This window comes from Olleya sp. R77988 (assembly GCF_044594215.1).
Lineage (GTDB): Bacteria > Bacteroidota > Bacteroidia > Flavobacteriales > Flavobacteriaceae > Olleya.
On record NZ_CP138988.1, the window covers coordinates 2948906 to 2965372 of the forward strand.

Annotated in this window: 14 protein-coding genes and 1 pseudogene; 6 read left to right on the forward strand and 9 right to left on the reverse strand. The window is 31.5% G+C overall.

Annotated elements, in window-relative coordinates; translation table 11 throughout:
• Positions 1–19 precede the first annotated feature (19 nt).
• From SJY17_RS13365 to mnmE, 5 genes are all read right to left on the reverse strand, one after another.
• The gene (locus tag SJY17_RS13365; protein ID WP_397363066.1) at positions 20–1588 is read right to left on the reverse strand and encodes a YdiU family protein; all 1569 of its coding nucleotides are present in this window, start codon (positions 1586–1588) and stop codon (positions 20–22) included.
• 115 nt (positions 1589–1703) lie between these two features.
• On the reverse strand, positions 1704–2003 hold the full coding sequence (locus tag SJY17_RS13370) for a glutaredoxin family protein (RefSeq protein WP_397363067.1): 300 nt from the start codon (positions 2001–2003) through the stop codon (positions 1704–1706).
• A gap of 10 nt (positions 2004–2013) precedes the next feature.
• The gene (locus SJY17_RS13375) at positions 2014–2505 is read right to left on the reverse strand and encodes a peroxiredoxin family protein (protein WP_397363068.1); all 492 of its coding nucleotides are present in this window, start codon (positions 2503–2505) and stop codon (positions 2014–2016) included.
• Between the two features lie 164 nt (positions 2506–2669).
• Entirely contained in the window at positions 2670–3113 is a 444-nt protein-coding gene (gene msrB, locus SJY17_RS13380; RefSeq protein ID WP_397363069.1) for a peptide-methionine (R)-S-oxide reductase MsrB, read from the reverse strand.
• A gap of 156 nt (positions 3114–3269) precedes the next feature.
• Positions 3270–4661 carry a tRNA uridine-5-carboxymethylaminomethyl(34) synthesis GTPase MnmE gene (mnmE, locus tag SJY17_RS13385; RefSeq protein WP_397363070.1) on the reverse strand — a complete coding sequence of 464 codons (1392 nt, stop codon included), beginning with the start codon at positions 4659–4661 and terminating at the stop codon, positions 3270–3272.
• Positions 4662–4725: 64 nt separating this feature from the next.
• Between mnmE and SJY17_RS13390 the strand changes: the two genes are divergently transcribed.
• On the forward strand, positions 4726–5238 hold the full coding sequence (locus SJY17_RS13390) for a peroxiredoxin family protein (RefSeq protein ID WP_397363071.1): 513 nt from the start codon (positions 4726–4728) through the stop codon (positions 5236–5238).
• Here the strand turns inward: SJY17_RS13390 and SJY17_RS13395 are convergent.
• Positions 5235–5873, reverse strand: a complete 639-nt coding sequence (locus SJY17_RS13395; protein WP_397363072.1) for a rhomboid family intramembrane serine protease — start codon at positions 5871–5873, stop codon at positions 5235–5237. The two genes, SJY17_RS13390 and SJY17_RS13395, sit on opposite strands and share 4 nt — an antisense overlap.
• Positions 5874–5936: 63 nt before the next feature.
• On the opposite strand from SJY17_RS13395, the gene SJY17_RS13400 reads away from it, so the two are divergent.
• Positions 5937–6827, forward strand: coding sequence for a lysophospholipid acyltransferase family protein (locus SJY17_RS13400; RefSeq protein WP_397363073.1), 891 nt, complete (start codon positions 5937–5939; stop codon positions 6825–6827).
• Here the strand turns inward: SJY17_RS13400 and SJY17_RS13405 are convergent.
• Together SJY17_RS13405 and glmM are read right to left on the reverse strand one after the other, a co-directional pair.
• Positions 6824–8327, reverse strand: a pseudogene (locus tag SJY17_RS13405) (aminotransferase class V-fold PLP-dependent enzyme). The gene SJY17_RS13400 and the pseudogene SJY17_RS13405 sit on opposite strands and share 4 nt — an antisense overlap.
• 26 nt (positions 8328–8353) lie before the next feature.
• Positions 8354–9742 carry a phosphoglucosamine mutase gene (gene glmM, locus SJY17_RS13410; RefSeq protein ID WP_397363074.1) on the reverse strand — a complete coding sequence of 463 codons (1389 nt, stop codon included), beginning with the start codon at positions 9740–9742 and terminating at the stop codon, positions 8354–8356.
• 79 nt (positions 9743–9821) lie between these two features.
• On the opposite strand from glmM, the gene SJY17_RS13415 reads away from it, so the two are divergent.
• The 3 genes from SJY17_RS13415 to SJY17_RS13425 are packed head-to-tail and all read left to right on the forward strand — an operon-like array spanning position 9822 to position 12860.
• On the forward strand, positions 9822–10415 hold the full coding sequence (locus tag SJY17_RS13415) for an ACP phosphodiesterase (protein WP_397363075.1): 594 nt from the start codon (positions 9822–9824) through the stop codon (positions 10413–10415).
• A 1-nt stretch (position 10416) separates the two neighbouring features.
• Positions 10417–12096, forward strand: coding sequence for a gamma-glutamyltransferase (ggt, locus tag SJY17_RS13420; RefSeq protein WP_397363076.1), 1680 nt, complete (start codon positions 10417–10419; stop codon positions 12094–12096).
• A gap of 50 nt (positions 12097–12146) precedes the next feature.
• Positions 12147–12860 carry a hypothetical protein gene (locus SJY17_RS13425; protein ID WP_397363077.1) on the forward strand — a complete coding sequence of 238 codons (714 nt, stop codon included), beginning with the start codon at positions 12147–12149 and terminating at the stop codon, positions 12858–12860.
• A 5-nt stretch (positions 12861–12865) separates the two neighbouring features.
• On the opposite strand, the gene SJY17_RS13430 is transcribed toward SJY17_RS13425, so the two are convergent.
• Positions 12866–13390: a hypothetical protein gene (locus SJY17_RS13430; protein WP_397363078.1), complete on the reverse strand. Its 525-nt coding sequence runs from the start codon at positions 13388–13390 to the stop codon at positions 12866–12868.
• Positions 13391–13631: 241 nt separating this feature from the next.
• Here SJY17_RS13430 and uvrA point away from each other — a divergent pair, with 241 nt between their 5' ends.
• On the forward strand, positions 13632–16466 hold the full coding sequence (gene uvrA / locus SJY17_RS13435; protein WP_397364883.1) for an excinuclease ABC subunit UvrA: 2835 nt from the start codon (positions 13632–13634) through the stop codon (positions 16464–16466).
• Position 16467: the final 1 nt, after the last annotated feature.

Below are 16467 nucleotides of genomic sequence, written 5' to 3' on the forward strand. Positions count from 1 at the left end.
CAAAAACTAGTTTTGCTGGTTAAGAGCTACAAGATAACATTGAACAACCTACCTTATGTCTAGCCCATTCTGGACGTTTTACAAACCATTTTTGATATTCTGGTTGCTCATTATATGGTTTTTTTAACAACTGAAACAATTCATCTATTAGCTGGTATTTACCTTTATTTGCTTCGTCTATAGCTAATTGTGCCATGTAATTACGAAGCACATATTTTGGATTAACAGCATTCATTTTTTGTTTTCGTGTTTCTGGGCTTGACTGTTCTTCTATTAAACGTTTTGCATATTGCTGAAACCAAGCTTCCCATTTTGTTTTTATTTCTCCTGTAACCTCAGACATGACATAAAACGCTTCTTTTACAACATCTATTCCTTTTAATGGTTTATTTGAAGAGAATTGACTTAAACTTCTGAAGAAAATAGTCATATCTGTTTCTGTTAATTGCAAAATCTCTTCTAATCCAAAAATTAATGCTGCATCAGTTTCGGTTTCAGTCATCAAACCTAATTTACTACGCATCATTTCAAGGTACTTTTCATCTGCCTTTTTATGATACCCATTTAACAATGCTTCCAAATCTTTAGACTCTCCTATTAAAGGATAAATAGCGTTGGCTAACTGAAATAAATTCCACAAACCAATGTCTAATTGCGCACCAAAACGATAGCGTTTAAACTGTTTATCTGTAGTATTTGGTGTCCAACCATGATCATAACCTTCTAACCAACCATAAGGTCCATAATCTATTGTAAGCCCTAAAATTGACATGTTATCTGTGTTCATCACACCATGTACAAATCCAACACGTTGCCAATGAATAATCATATCTAAAGTACGATCTAAAACGGTTTTAAAAAATACTAAATACGTTTTTTTTGAAGGTTTACCTAAGTCTTTAAAATGATAATTAATAGTATAATCAACTAGAGTCTTTAACGTTTTATCATCTTGTTTTGCAGCAAAAATTTGATAGCTACCAAAACGCAAAAAAGATTCTGCTAACCTTGAAACAATTGCTCCTTTCTCGTAAGCTGGATTACCATTATACAATACATCTCTTAACACTTCATCTCCAGAAAGTGATAAAGATAATGCACGTGTTGTTGGCACACCTAAATGGTGCATGGCTTCGCTACATAAATACTCGCGTATTGAAGACCTTAAAACTGCCAAACCATCTGCAGTACGAGAATATGGAGTTGCTCCAGCACCTTTAAGTTGTACTGCCCAATTTTTATTATTGTGCTCAACTTCAAACAAATTAATAGCTCTTCCATCTCCTAATTGTCCAGCCCAATTACCAAATTGGTGTCCTCCATAGCACATTGCGTATGGGTTTGTATTTGACAAAACTTGATTACCTGTTAATACATCTACAAACACTTTTGTTTTAGCATCATCCACAGTTAAACCAATATTATCAAGCATTTCTCCAGATACGTGAAGCAATTCTGGTTTAGCTGTTTTTTTTGGTGTTACGTAAGAAAAGCAAGCTTCTTTAACTTGTCTTCTTGTGTTTTCAACAATTGGGTCTGCTGGAAGTTTTATATTTAATTTATCTTGTATATTTAATTTTTTTTGCAAAATATTCTCCTTTTTTATAGTGTCAAAATATAAGTTTAATATACAAATGATTTTTATTAAATATTAAATTTAATTGACGGTTTTTATTCGATTATATTTTTCCAAATAATAGCTTCTAATTTTTATTGTCTTTGTCATGACTCAATTCTTGCATACTTGGTATTAATTTATGCATCCATTTTAAAAGTTCTTCTTTATATGGGTTACGTAACTTTTTACTTCCAATTGTAATTGTAGGAAAATTTAATTTTCCGTTATCGTAGAGACGACGAAGCTCCATTGCATAAGTTTCGTTTGCTTCTACATCTAAAAAATTATATGGCAAACCAATTTTATTTAGTAACAACTGATAATAATGAGTTTTATGACAACCATCTGTTCCGTAGAGCTTTATTTTTGGTACATTTCCTATCATTTTACTTTTTTTATTTTACACTTTTTAAGACTTCTATTGCTGCCTCGACGTTTAAATGAAAATCTGCAAACACTACATTATTATGTTTGTCTATTAAAACAAACCATGGTGTTCCTCCTGTTTGATAGTTTTCCATAAAACTTGAGCGTGATTTACCATCGTCTCCTGCATCATGACCAAATGGAATTTTTAAGTCGTATTTTTTTTGAGTTTCTATCATTTTCTCATAAGTGTTAGACTCATGACCTTCAAAAACAGTTTGTATTGCTATAAATGCTACGTTATCATTACCTTCTAAAGCATTTACCATTTTTTGTAAATTTGGTAAACCAACACTATGACAACCTGGACACCAGCTCTGAAAACAATAAATGACCTTAAACTTGCCTTTAAAGTCTGATAATTTAACCTGATTTGTTTTATTTCCATTTGCATCTACCCAATCTTTAACTTCAAATTCTGGTGCTCTAAATATTTGCTTTTCTATAGTATTTTGTGACATAATTCTTGTTTTTAAATTATTACTATTTTTTCATTTTAAAGTATAGTTATCTATTAAACCGTTTTATAGCTTTTAATTTTTACAGTTGAGGAATAAAAAACACCACAACTTATACTCAAAATATAATTGATTGAATCTAATTGGAGGCTTTACTTAGACTCGTCTTAATCTTGAATTTTCATAGATTCTGAATTGATACAATAACGCAATCCACTTGGTTCTGGACCATCAGGAAACACATGTCCTTGATGTGCATCACAAGTATTACATTGCACCTCAACCCTTACCATACCAAACGCTGTGTCTTTTATGTATTTGATTGCGTTTTCTTTAATTGGCTGAGAAAAACTAGGCCATCCTGTACCTGAATTAAATTTTATAGTCGAGTCAAACAATGGTGTATCACAGCATACACAATTGTATTTACCCTCATCATACCTACTACATAATGCACCACTATGTGGTGCTTCTGTACCTGCTTGACGTGTAATTCTAAATTGTTCTGGTGTTAATATGTCACGCCATTCCGCTTCTGTTTTTTCTACACGTCTGTCTGGTTTTGGGTTTCCTTTTACACTAAAACTAATAACATCTTTCCAAGTTAACATCTTTTTTTTCCTTTCTTTTAATTATTGTGTTAGTCTATTAAACTTAATAATACTTACATCATGATTTATTATCAATAAAAGTTAAATAAACAAACCCGTATTTTACTATTAATAGTATAATATGCATCATAAACTAAAGCGTAGTTTTGACTTGTTTTACTTCCCGATACAGAAGTTAGCAAAAATATTACCCAAAAGATCGTCACTAGTTATTTCTCCAGTAATCTCACCAAAGTAATACAATGCTTGTCTAATATCAATAGCTAATAGGTCTCCAGAAATACCAGTTTCTAATCCGGTTTTTACCCTATCTATTTCTTCAAAAGCTTTTAATAAAGAATCGTAATGTCTAGTATTAGTAATAATTGTTTCGTTATTACGAAGTGCTCCAGTATTAACAAAGCCTATTAATTTTTCTTTAAGCTCTTCTACTCCAACTCCTGTTTTAGCAGATAATAAATGAATATTATCAAATTCAGATTCTAAATTTTTTAATTCTGAATCATTTAGAGTATCTATCTTATTAGCAATTATTATTAATGGTTTAAGCGGAAATTTATTTTTTATTTTTTCAATTTCAATCTTCAAACGTTGACTTTCGGTTTTAAATTCTTCAGCAGAAAACAATAAAACAACTACTTGTGCTTGTTCCATTTTTTCAAACGTCTTCTTTATCCCAATACTTTCAACAACATCTTTAGTTTCTCTAATTCCTGCAGTGTCAATAAATCTAAATCCAATACCATCAATAACCAATTCATCTTCGATGGTATCTCTTGTTGTTCCTGCTATGTCACTTACAATTGCTCTTTCTTCATTTAAAAGTGCATTAAGCAAAGTAGATTTTCCTACATTAGGCTCTCCAACAATTGCAACCGGAATTCCGTTTTTAATAACATTCCCTACAGCAAAACTGTCTATTAACCGTTTTAAAACAAATGAAATACGCTGTACCAAAGTTTTAAACTGACTTCTATCCGCAAACTCTACATCTTCTTCTGCAAAATCAAGTTCAAGTTCTATTAATGATGCAAAATTCATTAACTCTTCACGTAGTTTAGCAATTTCGCTTGAAAAACCACCACGCATTTGTTGCATGGCTATTTGATGAGCTGCTTCATTATCACTAGCTATTAAATCTGCTACTGCTTCAGCTTGACTTAAGTCCAACTTAGCATTTAAAAAAGCACGTAAAGTGAATTCGCCTGGATTTGCCATTCGGCATCCTTGACGCAAAAATAATTGAATAATTTCTTGCTGAATATAAATAGATCCATGACAAGATACTTCCACAACATCTTCTCCTGTATAAGAATTTGGGTTTTTAAAAACCGACACTAAAACCTGATCAATAATACGTTTACCATCAACAATATGGCCTAAATGGATAGTATGCGTTTTTTGATTGCTAAGCGATTTTTGGTTTTTAACCGATTTAAAACTAGCATCTGCAAATGTAATGGCATCTTTACCAGACAGTCTAATAATGGCTACTGCTCCTGCTCCAGAAGCGGTCGCTAATGCTACAATTGTATCGTTATAAATCATGTTGCAAAAATAGACATAAAAAAATCAATTATTATATTTTATATTTGTAAGAAATAATATCATTATGAAATCATATATCTTACTTTTTTTAGTTGCAACATTAAGTTTTTCTTGTAAACAAGAACCAAAAGCTCCAATTGTTTATGGAACAAATATTGGTGATTACGCACCTACTTTTACTGCAAAAACTCCAGAAGGAACAGATTTAGCTTTAGCAGATATAAAAGGAGAAGTTATTATTTTAGATTTTTGGGCTAGTTGGTGTGAACCATGTAGAAGAGAAAACCCAAACGTGGTAAAAATGTACAATAAGTACCATGACAAAGGATTAGAGATTGTTGGTATATCTTTAGACAAAGCAGGTCAAAAACAACGTTGGACAAATGCTATACAAAAAGACAAATTAACTTGGAAACATCTTTCAAATCTTAAAGGTTGGAGTGAGCCTATTGCACAAACTTATGGTGTACGCTCAATTCCTGCAACTTATATACTAGATGGTGAAGGCAAGATAATAGCTAAAAACCTTCGTGGAAAAGCACTAGAAGACAAAATAGCAGAGATTTTAGGTCACTAAATTTTACCTAATTTTTGCATTACAAATAGCACAACAATTGGTATTGCTAATACTAACACCATTGTTAAATCTGTCTCTATTAACATTGGAGCTAAAATTAATGTAGTAACATAACCACCAACTGCACCACCAAAATGTGCATCGTGACCAATATTACCTATTTGTTTTTTCATCCCATAAATAGAGTACAATAAATAACCAATACCAAATAACCAACCTGGAATAATCCCATATATTTTCATAGCTTGAGGCTCAAATAAAATAGCAGAATAAACAATACCCATTACTGCTCCACTTGCTCCAACAGCACTATAATGATAGTTGTCTTTATGAAAAGCTAAGGACAATAAACTACCAGAAATTAAGCTAACCATATAAATAATTACAAAATTAGTTTCTCCAATGTTTCTAATTACAATCCATGCAAAAAAGTAAAGCGTAATCATGTTAAACAACAAATGTTGTGGATTAACATGCAAAAAACCCGATGTAAAAATCCTAAATTGCTGACCTCTTTTGATGCCTCCTATATTAAACTTATACTTCTCAAAAAAAGCATGATCTTGAAACCCTTTATAAGAGATGATTACATTTGCTGCAATAATAATTATTGTTACTAAATTTAAATTACCCATTATCTAGTTTAAGTTTAAATCAAATATAGTATATATTTGCTTTCGCAAAATTAATAAGTATTCATGCAATTATTAGCCTATATTTTAATTTATCCTTTTTTATGGTTGATTTCTATTCTTCCATTTAGGTTATTATATGCGTTTTCTGATGGTTTATACCTATTGATTTATTATGTGATTGGTTACAGAAAAAAGACTGTAAAAGAAAACTTAAATCTTGTATTTCCTGAAAAGTCTGAAGCTGAAATCATTACCCTAAGGAAAAAATTTTATCACCATTTTTGCGACATGATTGTTGAAGCTATAAAATCTTTAACAATAACTGAAGCTCAAATGAAAAAGCGATATACTTTTTCTAACATTGAAGAAATTAAACAACACGAAAACCAAAACCGAAGCGTGGTTTTAATGTGTGCGCATTATGGAAGTTGGGAATGGATTTTTATACTTCAAACTTATGTAAAAAGCAAAGGTTACGCAGTATATAAACAGTTAGGCAACAAGTATTTTGACAAATTAGTAAAACGTATTAGAGCCAAATACAACTCTTACCTAATAACTACTAAAGAAACTTTTGACACCTTACAAACTACCAAAAACAAAGGAGAATTAACAATTAATGGTTTTGTATCTGATCAAAGTCCAAAACCATGGAAAGCACACCATTGGTTAGACTTTATGGGTATACATGTTCCAGCACATACAGGAGCAGAATTATTAGCTAAGCAATTAGACATGTCTGTTGTGTTTTTTGCTGTAAAGCGAATTAAAAGAGGTTACTACGAAACAACATTTACTACTTTAGCTGAAAAACCTAACGATTTTAAAGATTATGAAATCACTGATGCGTTTTTTAAATTAGTAGAACAACAAATACGTGAAGAGCCACAATACTATTTATGGACACACAAACGTTGGAAACATCGTGGTAAAACTGCTGAGGATTTTGCTTAATCTAACTCAAACCAATCACTAACTCTAACTTCTTGAGTTGGAATAAACGTCTTATGGATAAACTCGTTATTGGCTTTATTATATTGATAATCTTTTGCCCAATCTTTATGATTTTTAACTAAAGCCTGAATGCTTTCGCAAATGTAATCAATCTCATTACAAGTAGTTGTTGGATGTATAGACATACGTATCCAACCTGGCTTATGTGTTAATTCTCCTGCAGTAATTTCGCAAGTTAATTGATGTGACAATTCTCTATCTACATTTAGTAAATAATGACCATAAGTACCTGCACAACTACAACCACCACGTGTTTGGATTCCAAATTTATCATTTAAAAGCTTTACACCAAGATTAAAATGTAAATCGTCAATATAAAAAGAAACAACTCCTAAACGATTTTTATGTTTTGGAGCCAAAATATTAACACCTTTAACATCTCCAAGATTAGCAAATATTTGTTGCATTAACTCATGCTCTCTATCCAAAATATTTTTTACTCCCATTTGGTCTTTAAGCTTAATAGCTAAAGCTGCTTTTATCGTTTGTAAAAAACCAGGTGTACCACCATCTTCTCTATCCTCAATATTATCAATATACTTATGTTCTCCCCAAGGGTTAGTCCAACTAACTGTACCTCCTCCAGGACAATCAGGTATCATGTTTTTGTATAATTTTTTATTAAAAACTAATACACCAGAAGTTCCTGGTTCGTCCTAAAAATTTATGAGGAGAAAAGAAGATAGCATCTAAAGCTTCATCTTCGTTTTCTGGATGCATATTAATATCTACATAAGGTGCAGAACATGCAAAATCCACAAAACAAACACCTCCATGTTGATGCATGGTTTTTGCAATTTTATGATATGGTGTTTGGATACCAGTAACATTGCTTCCTCCAATAACAGATGCTATTTTTAAAGGACAATCTTTATGTTTTTCTAAAAGAATTTCTAAATTTTCGAAACTAAATAACCCATCGTCTCCAGCAGGAATAACTTCAACTTTAGCCATAGTTTCTAACCATGATGTATGGTTAGAATGATGCTCCATATGTGTTACAAATACTACTGGACGGACTTCGTCTGGGATTTTAGTAAATTTCCGTAAGTTTTCAGGTACTTTTAATCCCAAAATACGTTGAAACTTATTGACTACACTTGTCATACCATTTCCCGCAACAATTAACACATCGTCTGTATTACTATTAACATGACCTTTTATAATATGTCTTGCTTTATGATATGCATTAGTCATTGCTGTACCAGACACTGTAGTTTCTGTATGTGTATTAGCCACAAATGGTCCAAATTGATTTACTAATTTGTCTTCAATTGGTCTGTACAAACGTCCTGAAGCTGTCCAATCTGTATAGACCATTTTTTTAATCCCATAAGGAGATTCAAACTCTTGATCAATACCAACAATATGTTGTCTATACTGAGAAAAATAACTCTCTAATTCGGATTTTTTAGTTCTTTGTGCTTTTGTTACGTACATAACTAATTGATTTACAAATTAAAATACTAAATATTAGCAATTTGCTTTATTTCTGCAATAATTTTATCTGCTAAAGTATCAGCTTCGTTTTGGCTTTTAGCTTCTGTATATATTCTAATTATTGGCTCTGTATTACTTTTACGTAAGTGTGCCCAACTTTCAGCAAAATCTATTTTAACTCCATCGATAGTTGTTAAATTCTCATTACTATATTTTTCTTCCATTGCATTTAAAATACCATCTACATCCAATGTTGGTGTTAATTGTATTTTCTTTTTACTCATAAAATAGCTTGTATACGTTTTACGCAACTCACTAACACTTATTTTTTTATCAGCCAATAAACTTAAAAACAAAGCAACTCCAACCAATGCGTCACGTCCATAATGAGACTCTGGATAGATTATTCCTCCATTACCTTCTCCTCCAATGACTGCATTATTTTTTTTCATTAATGACACAACATTAACCTCTCCAACTGCAGATGCTTGATACGTTCCACCATGTTTTTCCGTAACGTCACGTAACGCTCTTGTAGAGCTCATATTACTTACTGTATTTCCTGGGTTTTGACTTAAAACCCAATCTGCACAAGCTACCAATGTATATTCTTCTCCAAACATGTCTCCATTTTCATCCATAAATGCTAATCTATCCACATCAGGATCTACAACAATTCCAAAATCTGCATTATGCTTTTTAACTTCGTTAGACAGATCTCCTAAATGCTCTTTAAGTGGTTCTGGGTTATGTGGAAAATGACCTGTTGGGTCACAATATAATTTTACAGCTTCAACACCTAAACGCTCTAATAATAATGGGATAGCAATTCCACCAGTGCTATTTACTCCATCTACTACAACTTTAAAATTAGCAGCTTCAATTGCTTTGGTATTAACATACTCTAATTCTAAAACTTCATCAATGTGTATGTCTATATAAGCATCGTTTTTAGTGATTTTTCCTAAATCATCAACTTCTGCAAAGGTCATAGCATCAGATTCTGCTATTTCTAATATTTTTTGTCCTTCTGCTCCATCCAAAAATTCACCTTTTGCGTTAAGCAATTTTAAAGCATTCCATTGTTTTGGATTATGACTTGCTGTCAATATTATTCCTCCATCCGCATGTTCCATTGGCACAGCAATCTCTACCGTTGGTGTAGTAGACAACCCTAAATCTACGACATGAATACCAAGTCCTACTAAAGTATTCATTACTAAATTTTGGATCATATCTCCAGATAATCTTGCATCACGTCCAACTACAACTTTATAATCTTGTTTATTACGTTGTTGCTTTAACCATGTACCATAAGCAGATGCAAATTTTACTGCGTCAATTGGTGTTAAATTATTACCAACAGTTCCTCCTATGGTTCCTCTAATTCCTGATATAGATTTTATAAGTGTCATATATTAATTTTAAAATTGAGTTACAAATATAGCATTTCAGAAGCGTAATAATCAATTCATTTATTTGTAAATTCGAAGAATGAATTTTCTTGCACACATATATCTTTCTGGAAACAATAAAAATATAACTATTGGTAATTTTATTGCTGATGGTATTAAAGGTAATAAATACGACCATTTTGAAAAAGACATCCAAACTGGAATTTTATTACACCTTCAAATAGACACTTTTACAGATGCTCATCCCATTTTTAGAAAAAGCACCAAACGGTTACACGAAAATTACGGACATTATTCTGGTATAATTGTCGATATTTTATACGATCACTATTTAGCAAGAAATTGGTCAAAATATTCAGACATACCTTTAGCAGATTATATAGATAATTTTTACGATACTTTAGAGGACAATTTTGAAATACTACCATATCGTATTCAAAAAATGATGCCACATATGCTTGCAGACAACTGGTTGCTTAGTTATGCATCTATTGAAGGCATAGCAAAGGTTTTAGAAGGTATGAATAGACGCACAAAAAATCGTTCTAAAATGAATTTAGCTGTCAATGAATTAGAAGAATTTTATAAAGAATTTGAAAATGAATTTACCAGTTTTTTTGACGAACTCATTGCGTTTTCAAAAGAAACATTAGCCACATTACAAGCTAAATAAAATGAAAAAACTATTGTTAATATTTTTTATATCGTTTTCTTTTTTTAGTTGTAAAACAGAAAAAAAACATGGATTAATTGCTGAAAAAGCAATGGTTGTTTCTGCTAAAAAAGAAGCTTCAAAAATTGGATCAGATATTTTAAAACAAGGCGGAAATGTATTTGACGCAATGATTGCTACAGATTTAGCTTTAGCAGTTTGTTATCCTTATGCTGGAAATATAGGAGGTGGAGGTTTTATGGTTTATCGTTTAAAAGATGGTAATATTGGTGCATTAGATTACAGAGAAAAAGCACCAAAACTAGCCACTAAAGACATGTATTTAGACAGCCTAGGTAATGTTATACCTGACTTAAGCACAAAAGGTGGCTTAGCAGTAGGTGTTCCAGGTACCATTGCTGGCTTATTTGAAGTCCACAAAAAATTTGGAAGCTTACCTATTGAAACTATTATGCAACCTGTAATAGATTTAGCAAATCGTGGTTATGTAGTAACCCAAAAAGACCAAGCTGTTTTAGACGAAAAACGTCAGGTTTTTTTAGAAGTGAATAAAAACCCAATACTATTTACTAAACAGTGGAAAGCATATGATACTATAAAGCAAACAAACCTAGCTAAAACACTAAAAACTATTATGAAACATGGTCATGATGGTTTTTATAAAGGAGAAATTGCAAAAAAACTAGCAAACTTTATACAAAAAAATGGAGGCATAATTACAGAAGATGACTTAGCCAATTACCAAGCAAAATGGCGTAAACCTATAACTTTTAAATATGATGATTTAAACATTATATCCATGTCTCCTCCATCAAGTGGTGGAATTTGTTTAGCACAAATTATGAAACAAATTGAACCTTTTAACTTAGACAAACTAGGACATAACTCTATAAAAAGCATTCAAGTAATCACAGAAGCAGAACGTCGTGCTTATGCAGACAGAAGCTATTATTTAGGAGATCCAGATTTTGTTACTATTCCACAAAACAATTTAATTAGTGATGACTATTTAAAAAACAGAATGTCTGATTTTTCTTTTGAAAAAGCGACACCATCAACTAATGTTTCTCATGGAAAAGTAGACATTATTGAAAGTAACGAAACCACACACTACTCCATAGTAGATCAATTTGGTAATGCAATTGCTGTAACTACTACTTTAAATTCTGGTTATGGATCTAAATTGTACTCGGAAGAATTAGGTTTCTTTTTTAATAACGAAATGGATGACTTTTCAAGTAAACCTGGTGTTCCAAATGTATATGGATTAATTGGTGCAGAAGCAAATTCTATTGTACCAGAAAAACGCATGCTAAGCTCGATGACACCAACTATAGTAGAAAAAAATAATGAATTATATATGACTTTAGGTACTCCTGGAGGTTCGACTATTATCACTTCTGTTTTACAGACTATTTTAAATGTGCATGAATATAAAATGACTATGCAAGAAGCGGTTAATGCGCCACGATTTCATCATCAATGGTTACCAGATCAAATTAGGATGGAACCCAATTCGTTTTCAATAGATTTAATAAACCAATTAGAAGCAAAAGGCTATCCAACAAATATTGAAAATGCTGATGTTATCGGAAAAGTAGATGGGATTTTAATTCTTGAAAATGGTCAACTAGAAGGAGGAGCTGATAAACGTGGAGATGACACTGCAATTGGTTTTTAAATCAAACAATTAACTACTAATTTATTCGTTTAATTAATATAAATTATAAAATGAAACCAAAAAAAATATTAAAAATTATAGCTGGTGTGATTATCTTTTTCACTTTACCAAGTCTATTATTTTTTGGTTTTGTTTACTTTAAATATAACGAAGACTTACCAATAGGAAACTCAACAGAACAAGCTGATGTTTTAGCACACAAAATGTTATCTGCACTAAATGTTGAGGCTTATAATAATACAAATTATATAGAATGGACTTTTAAAAGAAAGCATCATTATAAATGGAATAAAAAAGACAATACTTGCGAAGTTAATTGGAAAGAATACAAAGTAGATTTAAATCTTAATAATCCATCCAAAAGTATTGTTTACATACATAATTTTAGAATTGACAATGACAAAAGCGAAGAGCTTATTAAAAAAGCAACAAACTATTTTAATAACGATTCCTTTTGGTTAGTAGCTCCTTACAAAGTGTTTGACAAAGGTGTTAAACGAAGCATTGTCAAACGTAATAATAAAGACGCTTTATTGGTTACTTACACAACAGGAGGCACTACTCCAGGAGATTCTTACTTGTGGTTTTTGGACGATAATTACAAACCTATAAAATTTAAAATGTGGGTAGATATTTTACCTATAGGTGGACTGGAAGCGTCTTGGTCTGATTGGAAAACCACAACAAGTGGTGCACAATTACCAATCCATCACAAATTATTATTTATGGGTTTAAATATGGGAGATGTTAAAGGAACAAAGTAAATTAATTACTTACTCTTCTGCCCAACAAATTGCTGATCTTTCAACTTAAACATAACATTAAAAGTGGTTAAACTTCCATAAATACGTGTAATATATTGTTGTAAATCTATCTTTTCTTGCGCTTCTAAATTACTAGAATTTATTTTTTGTTCCATGACTCTTAAACGATCACGAACCATCGTTATCTTATGAAAAAAATCTTCGATTTTAATCACTTTACTTTTTAGGTTATCATCTTCAGGTTTTAACTCTAAAGTACCACCTTTCCATTTATCACCAATTGGCACAATTTCCGAAACATCACTATACTTTTTTAAGATTTGCACCAAGCTACTTTCTATATCAAAAAAGCTAACCGTATCAACATCATTATCTGCTGCTTCAATGGTTTCAAAATCATCATCTAAAGGGATGGTTTCTAATCCGTTTTCAATAAAGGTCACCCAATACTGCTGGCTATCTACATTAGTAACCACTCCTTTCCCGTATTCTGGGTGATTTATCCTTGATCCAATTCCTAGTAATTTCATATGCTGTCATTCCTACGAAAGCAGGAATCTATTTTTATTGTTAAACATTTCTAATTGAAGTAGACCTTCATTTCAAATTTAAATAAAATAATAAAACACTTAGTATTTTTTTTATAAGATTACTGCTTTCGCAGAAATAACAATACCTTAAGAAATTGATAACTAATTCTACTTCAAAAAGAACTACAAAATGCGTATCTTCGCAACTTTGTCTCTTTCAGGACAATTGTTTAAAAATGCTATGACTAATTACGAAGAAAACATAGAGGTTAAAGGTGCTAGAGCACATAACCTTAAAAATATTGATGTTACTATTCCAAGAGAAAAACTTGTGGTTATTACTGGTTTATCTGGTAGTGGAAAATCGTCTTTAGCTTTTGATACTATTTATGCAGAAGGGCAACGTCGTTATATCGAAACGTTTTCTGCTTACGCAAGGCAATTTTTAGGAGGATTAGAGCGTCCAGATGTAGATAAAATTGATGGCTTATCTCCTGTTATTGCTATCGAGCAAAAAACAACTAGTAAATCACCACGATCTACAGTTGGTACTATTACAGAAATTTATGACTTTTTACGCTTATTATATGCTAGAGCAAGTGATGCTTACAGCTATAATACTGGCGAAAAAATGGTGAGTTATAGTGATGAGCAAATCAAACAATTAATTACTAAAAGTTATAAAGGAAAACGCATTAATGTGTTGGCTCCTGTAGTACGTTCTAGAAAAGGACATTATCGAGAATTGTTTGAGCAAATTGCAAAACAAGGCTTTGTAAAAGTACGAACAGATGGAGAAATTAAAGATTTAGTTAAAGGAATGAAACTGGATCGTTATAAAAACCATGATATAGAAATTGTTATTGATCGATTAAAAATTGATGATACTATTGATAATGATAAAAGATTAACAGAAACCATAAACACAGCAATGTATCATGGTGATGATGTAATAATGGTTATTGATCAAGACACACAAGAAGCACGCTATTTTAGTCGTAGTTTAATGTGCCCAAGTTCTGGAATCTCTTACCCAAATCCAGAGCCAAATAATTTTTCTTTTAACTCGCCAAAAGGTGCTTGTAATAATTGTAATGGAATTGGAACACTCTATCAGGTTAACGAAAACAAGATTATTCCAGACGACACTCTATCTATTAAATCTGGTGCATTAGCACCACATGGACCAGAAAAAAAGAGTTGGATTTTTAAACAGTTTGAAACCATTGCAGAACGTTATAAATTTAAACTTAGCGATTCTTATAAATCCATTCCAAAAGAAGCCAAACAAATTATAATGTATGGTGGAAACGAAAAATTTAAAGTAGAAAGTAAAACTTTAGGCATTACTAGAGACTACAAAATAGATTTTGAAGGTGTTGCAAATTTTATAGAAAACCAATATAAAAACGCAGATTCCACTTCTTTAAAACGTTGGGCTAAAGATTATATGGACAAGGTTAACTGTCCAGTTTGCGACGGTTCTAGACTTAGAAAAGAGTCTTTAAACTTTAAAGTAAATGGTAAAAATATAGCCGAATTAGCGAATCAAGATATTAGTGATTTAGCAAAATGGTTTAAAGATGCACCAAAGGAATTATCTAAAAAACAATTACAAATTGCTGAAGAAATTATAAAGGAAATTAATACAAGACTTCAATTTTTATTGGATGTAGGATTGGATTATTTATCATTAAATCGAAGCTCTAAATCTTTATCTGGTGGAGAAGCGCAACGTATAAGGTTAGCCACTCAAATTGGATCGCAATTAGTAGGTGTACTATATATTTTAGACGAACCAAGTATTGGATTACACCAACGTGATAATGAAAAACTAATAAATAGTTTAGTCTCATTACGTGACATTGGCAATTCTGTAATTGTAGTTGAGCATGATAAAGATATGATAGAACGTGCAGATCACGTTATAGATATTGGACCATTTGCAGGTAAACATGGAGGAGAAATCATTAGTCAAGGTACACCTAAACAATTACTAAAAGAAAAAACCTTAACTGCTGAGTACCTTAACGGAAAAAGAACCATTGAAATCCCTAAAAAACGTCGCCCTGGAAATGGTAAATTTTTAGAAATTAAAGGTTGTACTGGTAATAATTTAAAAAACGTATCAGTAAAATTCCCATTAGGAAAAATGATTGGTGTAACTGGTGTTTCTGGTAGTGGTAAATCAACTTTAATAAACGAAACCCTCTACCCTATTTTAAACGCACATTATTTTAATGGTGTCAAAAAACCAATGCCTTACAAAAGCATAAAAGGTTTAGAGCATATAGATAAAGTTATAGATATCAACCAATCACCTATTGGTCGTACACCAAGAAGTAATCCTGCAACATACACTAAAACTTTTGACGAAATTAGAAGCCTTTTTGCTAAAATACCAGAAGCCATGATACGTGGTTACAAACCTGGTCGTTTTAGTTTTAATGTTACTGGTGGACGTTGCGAAACCTGTAAAGGTGGTGGATTACGTGTTATTGAAATGAATTTTTTACCTGATGTTTATGTTGAATGTGAAACCTGCCAAGGAAAACGTTTTAACAGAGAAACTTTAGAAATTAGATATAAAGGAAAAAGTATTAGTGATGTATTAAACATGACTATTAATGATGCTGTACCGTTTTTTGAAAATATCCCAAAAATCTATAGAAAATTAAAAACTATTCAAGATGTTGGTTTAGGTTATATCACTTTAGGGCAGCAAAGCACTACGCTTTCTGGTGGAGAAGCACAACGTATAAAATTAGCAACAGAGTTAAGTAAACGTGATACTGGAAATACGTTTTATATTTTAGACGAGCCAACCACTGGACTACATTTTGAAGACATTAGGGTTTTAATGATAGTTTTAAATACATTAGCAAACAAAGGAAATACGGTTTTAATTATTGAACATAATTTAGATGTTATTAAAACTGTAGATCATATCATTGATGTTGGTTATGAAGGCGGAAAAGGTGGTGGTCAAATAGTAGTAGAAGGCATACCAGAACAAGTTGCAAAACATAAAAAGAGTTACACAGCTAAATTTTTAAAGAAAGAATTAGCTCAGTAAT

Coding starts and splice junctions, on each gene's coding strand:
- ggt (WP_397363076.1), top strand. CDS start 10,417: ATGAAAAAACTATTGTTAATATTTTTTATATCGTTTTCTTTTTTTAGT.
- SJY17_RS13370 (WP_397363067.1), bottom strand. CDS start 2,003: ATGATAGGAAATGTACCAAAAATAAAGCTCTACGGAACAGATGGTTGT.
- uvrA (WP_397364883.1), top strand. CDS start 13,632: ATGACTAATTACGAAGAAAACATAGAGGTTAAAGGTGCTAGAGCACAT.
- mnmE (WP_397363070.1), bottom strand. CDS start 4,661: ATGATTTATAACGATACAATTGTAGCATTAGCGACCGCTTCTGGAGCA.
- msrB (WP_397363069.1), bottom strand. CDS start 3,113: ATGTTAACTTGGAAAGATGTTATTAGTTTTAGTGTAAAAGGAAACCCA.
- SJY17_RS13395 (WP_397363072.1), bottom strand. CDS start 5,873: ATGGGTAATTTAAATTTAGTAACAATAATTATTATTGCAGCAAATGTA.
- SJY17_RS13425 (WP_397363077.1), top strand. CDS start 12,147: ATGAAACCAAAAAAAATATTAAAAATTATAGCTGGTGTGATTATCTTT.
- SJY17_RS13375 (WP_397363068.1), bottom strand. CDS start 2,505: ATGTCACAAAATACTATAGAAAAGCAAATATTTAGAGCACCAGAATTT.
- SJY17_RS13415 (WP_397363075.1), top strand. CDS start 9,822: ATGAATTTTCTTGCACACATATATCTTTCTGGAAACAATAAAAATATA.
- SJY17_RS13390 (WP_397363071.1), top strand. CDS start 4,726: ATGAAATCATATATCTTACTTTTTTTAGTTGCAACATTAAGTTTTTCT.
- SJY17_RS13430 (WP_397363078.1), bottom strand. CDS start 13,390: ATGAAATTACTAGGAATTGGATCAAGGATAAATCACCCAGAATACGGG.
- glmM (WP_397363074.1), bottom strand. CDS start 9,742: ATGACACTTATAAAATCTATATCAGGAATTAGAGGAACCATAGGAGGA.
- SJY17_RS13400 (WP_397363073.1), top strand. CDS start 5,937: ATGCAATTATTAGCCTATATTTTAATTTATCCTTTTTTATGGTTGATT.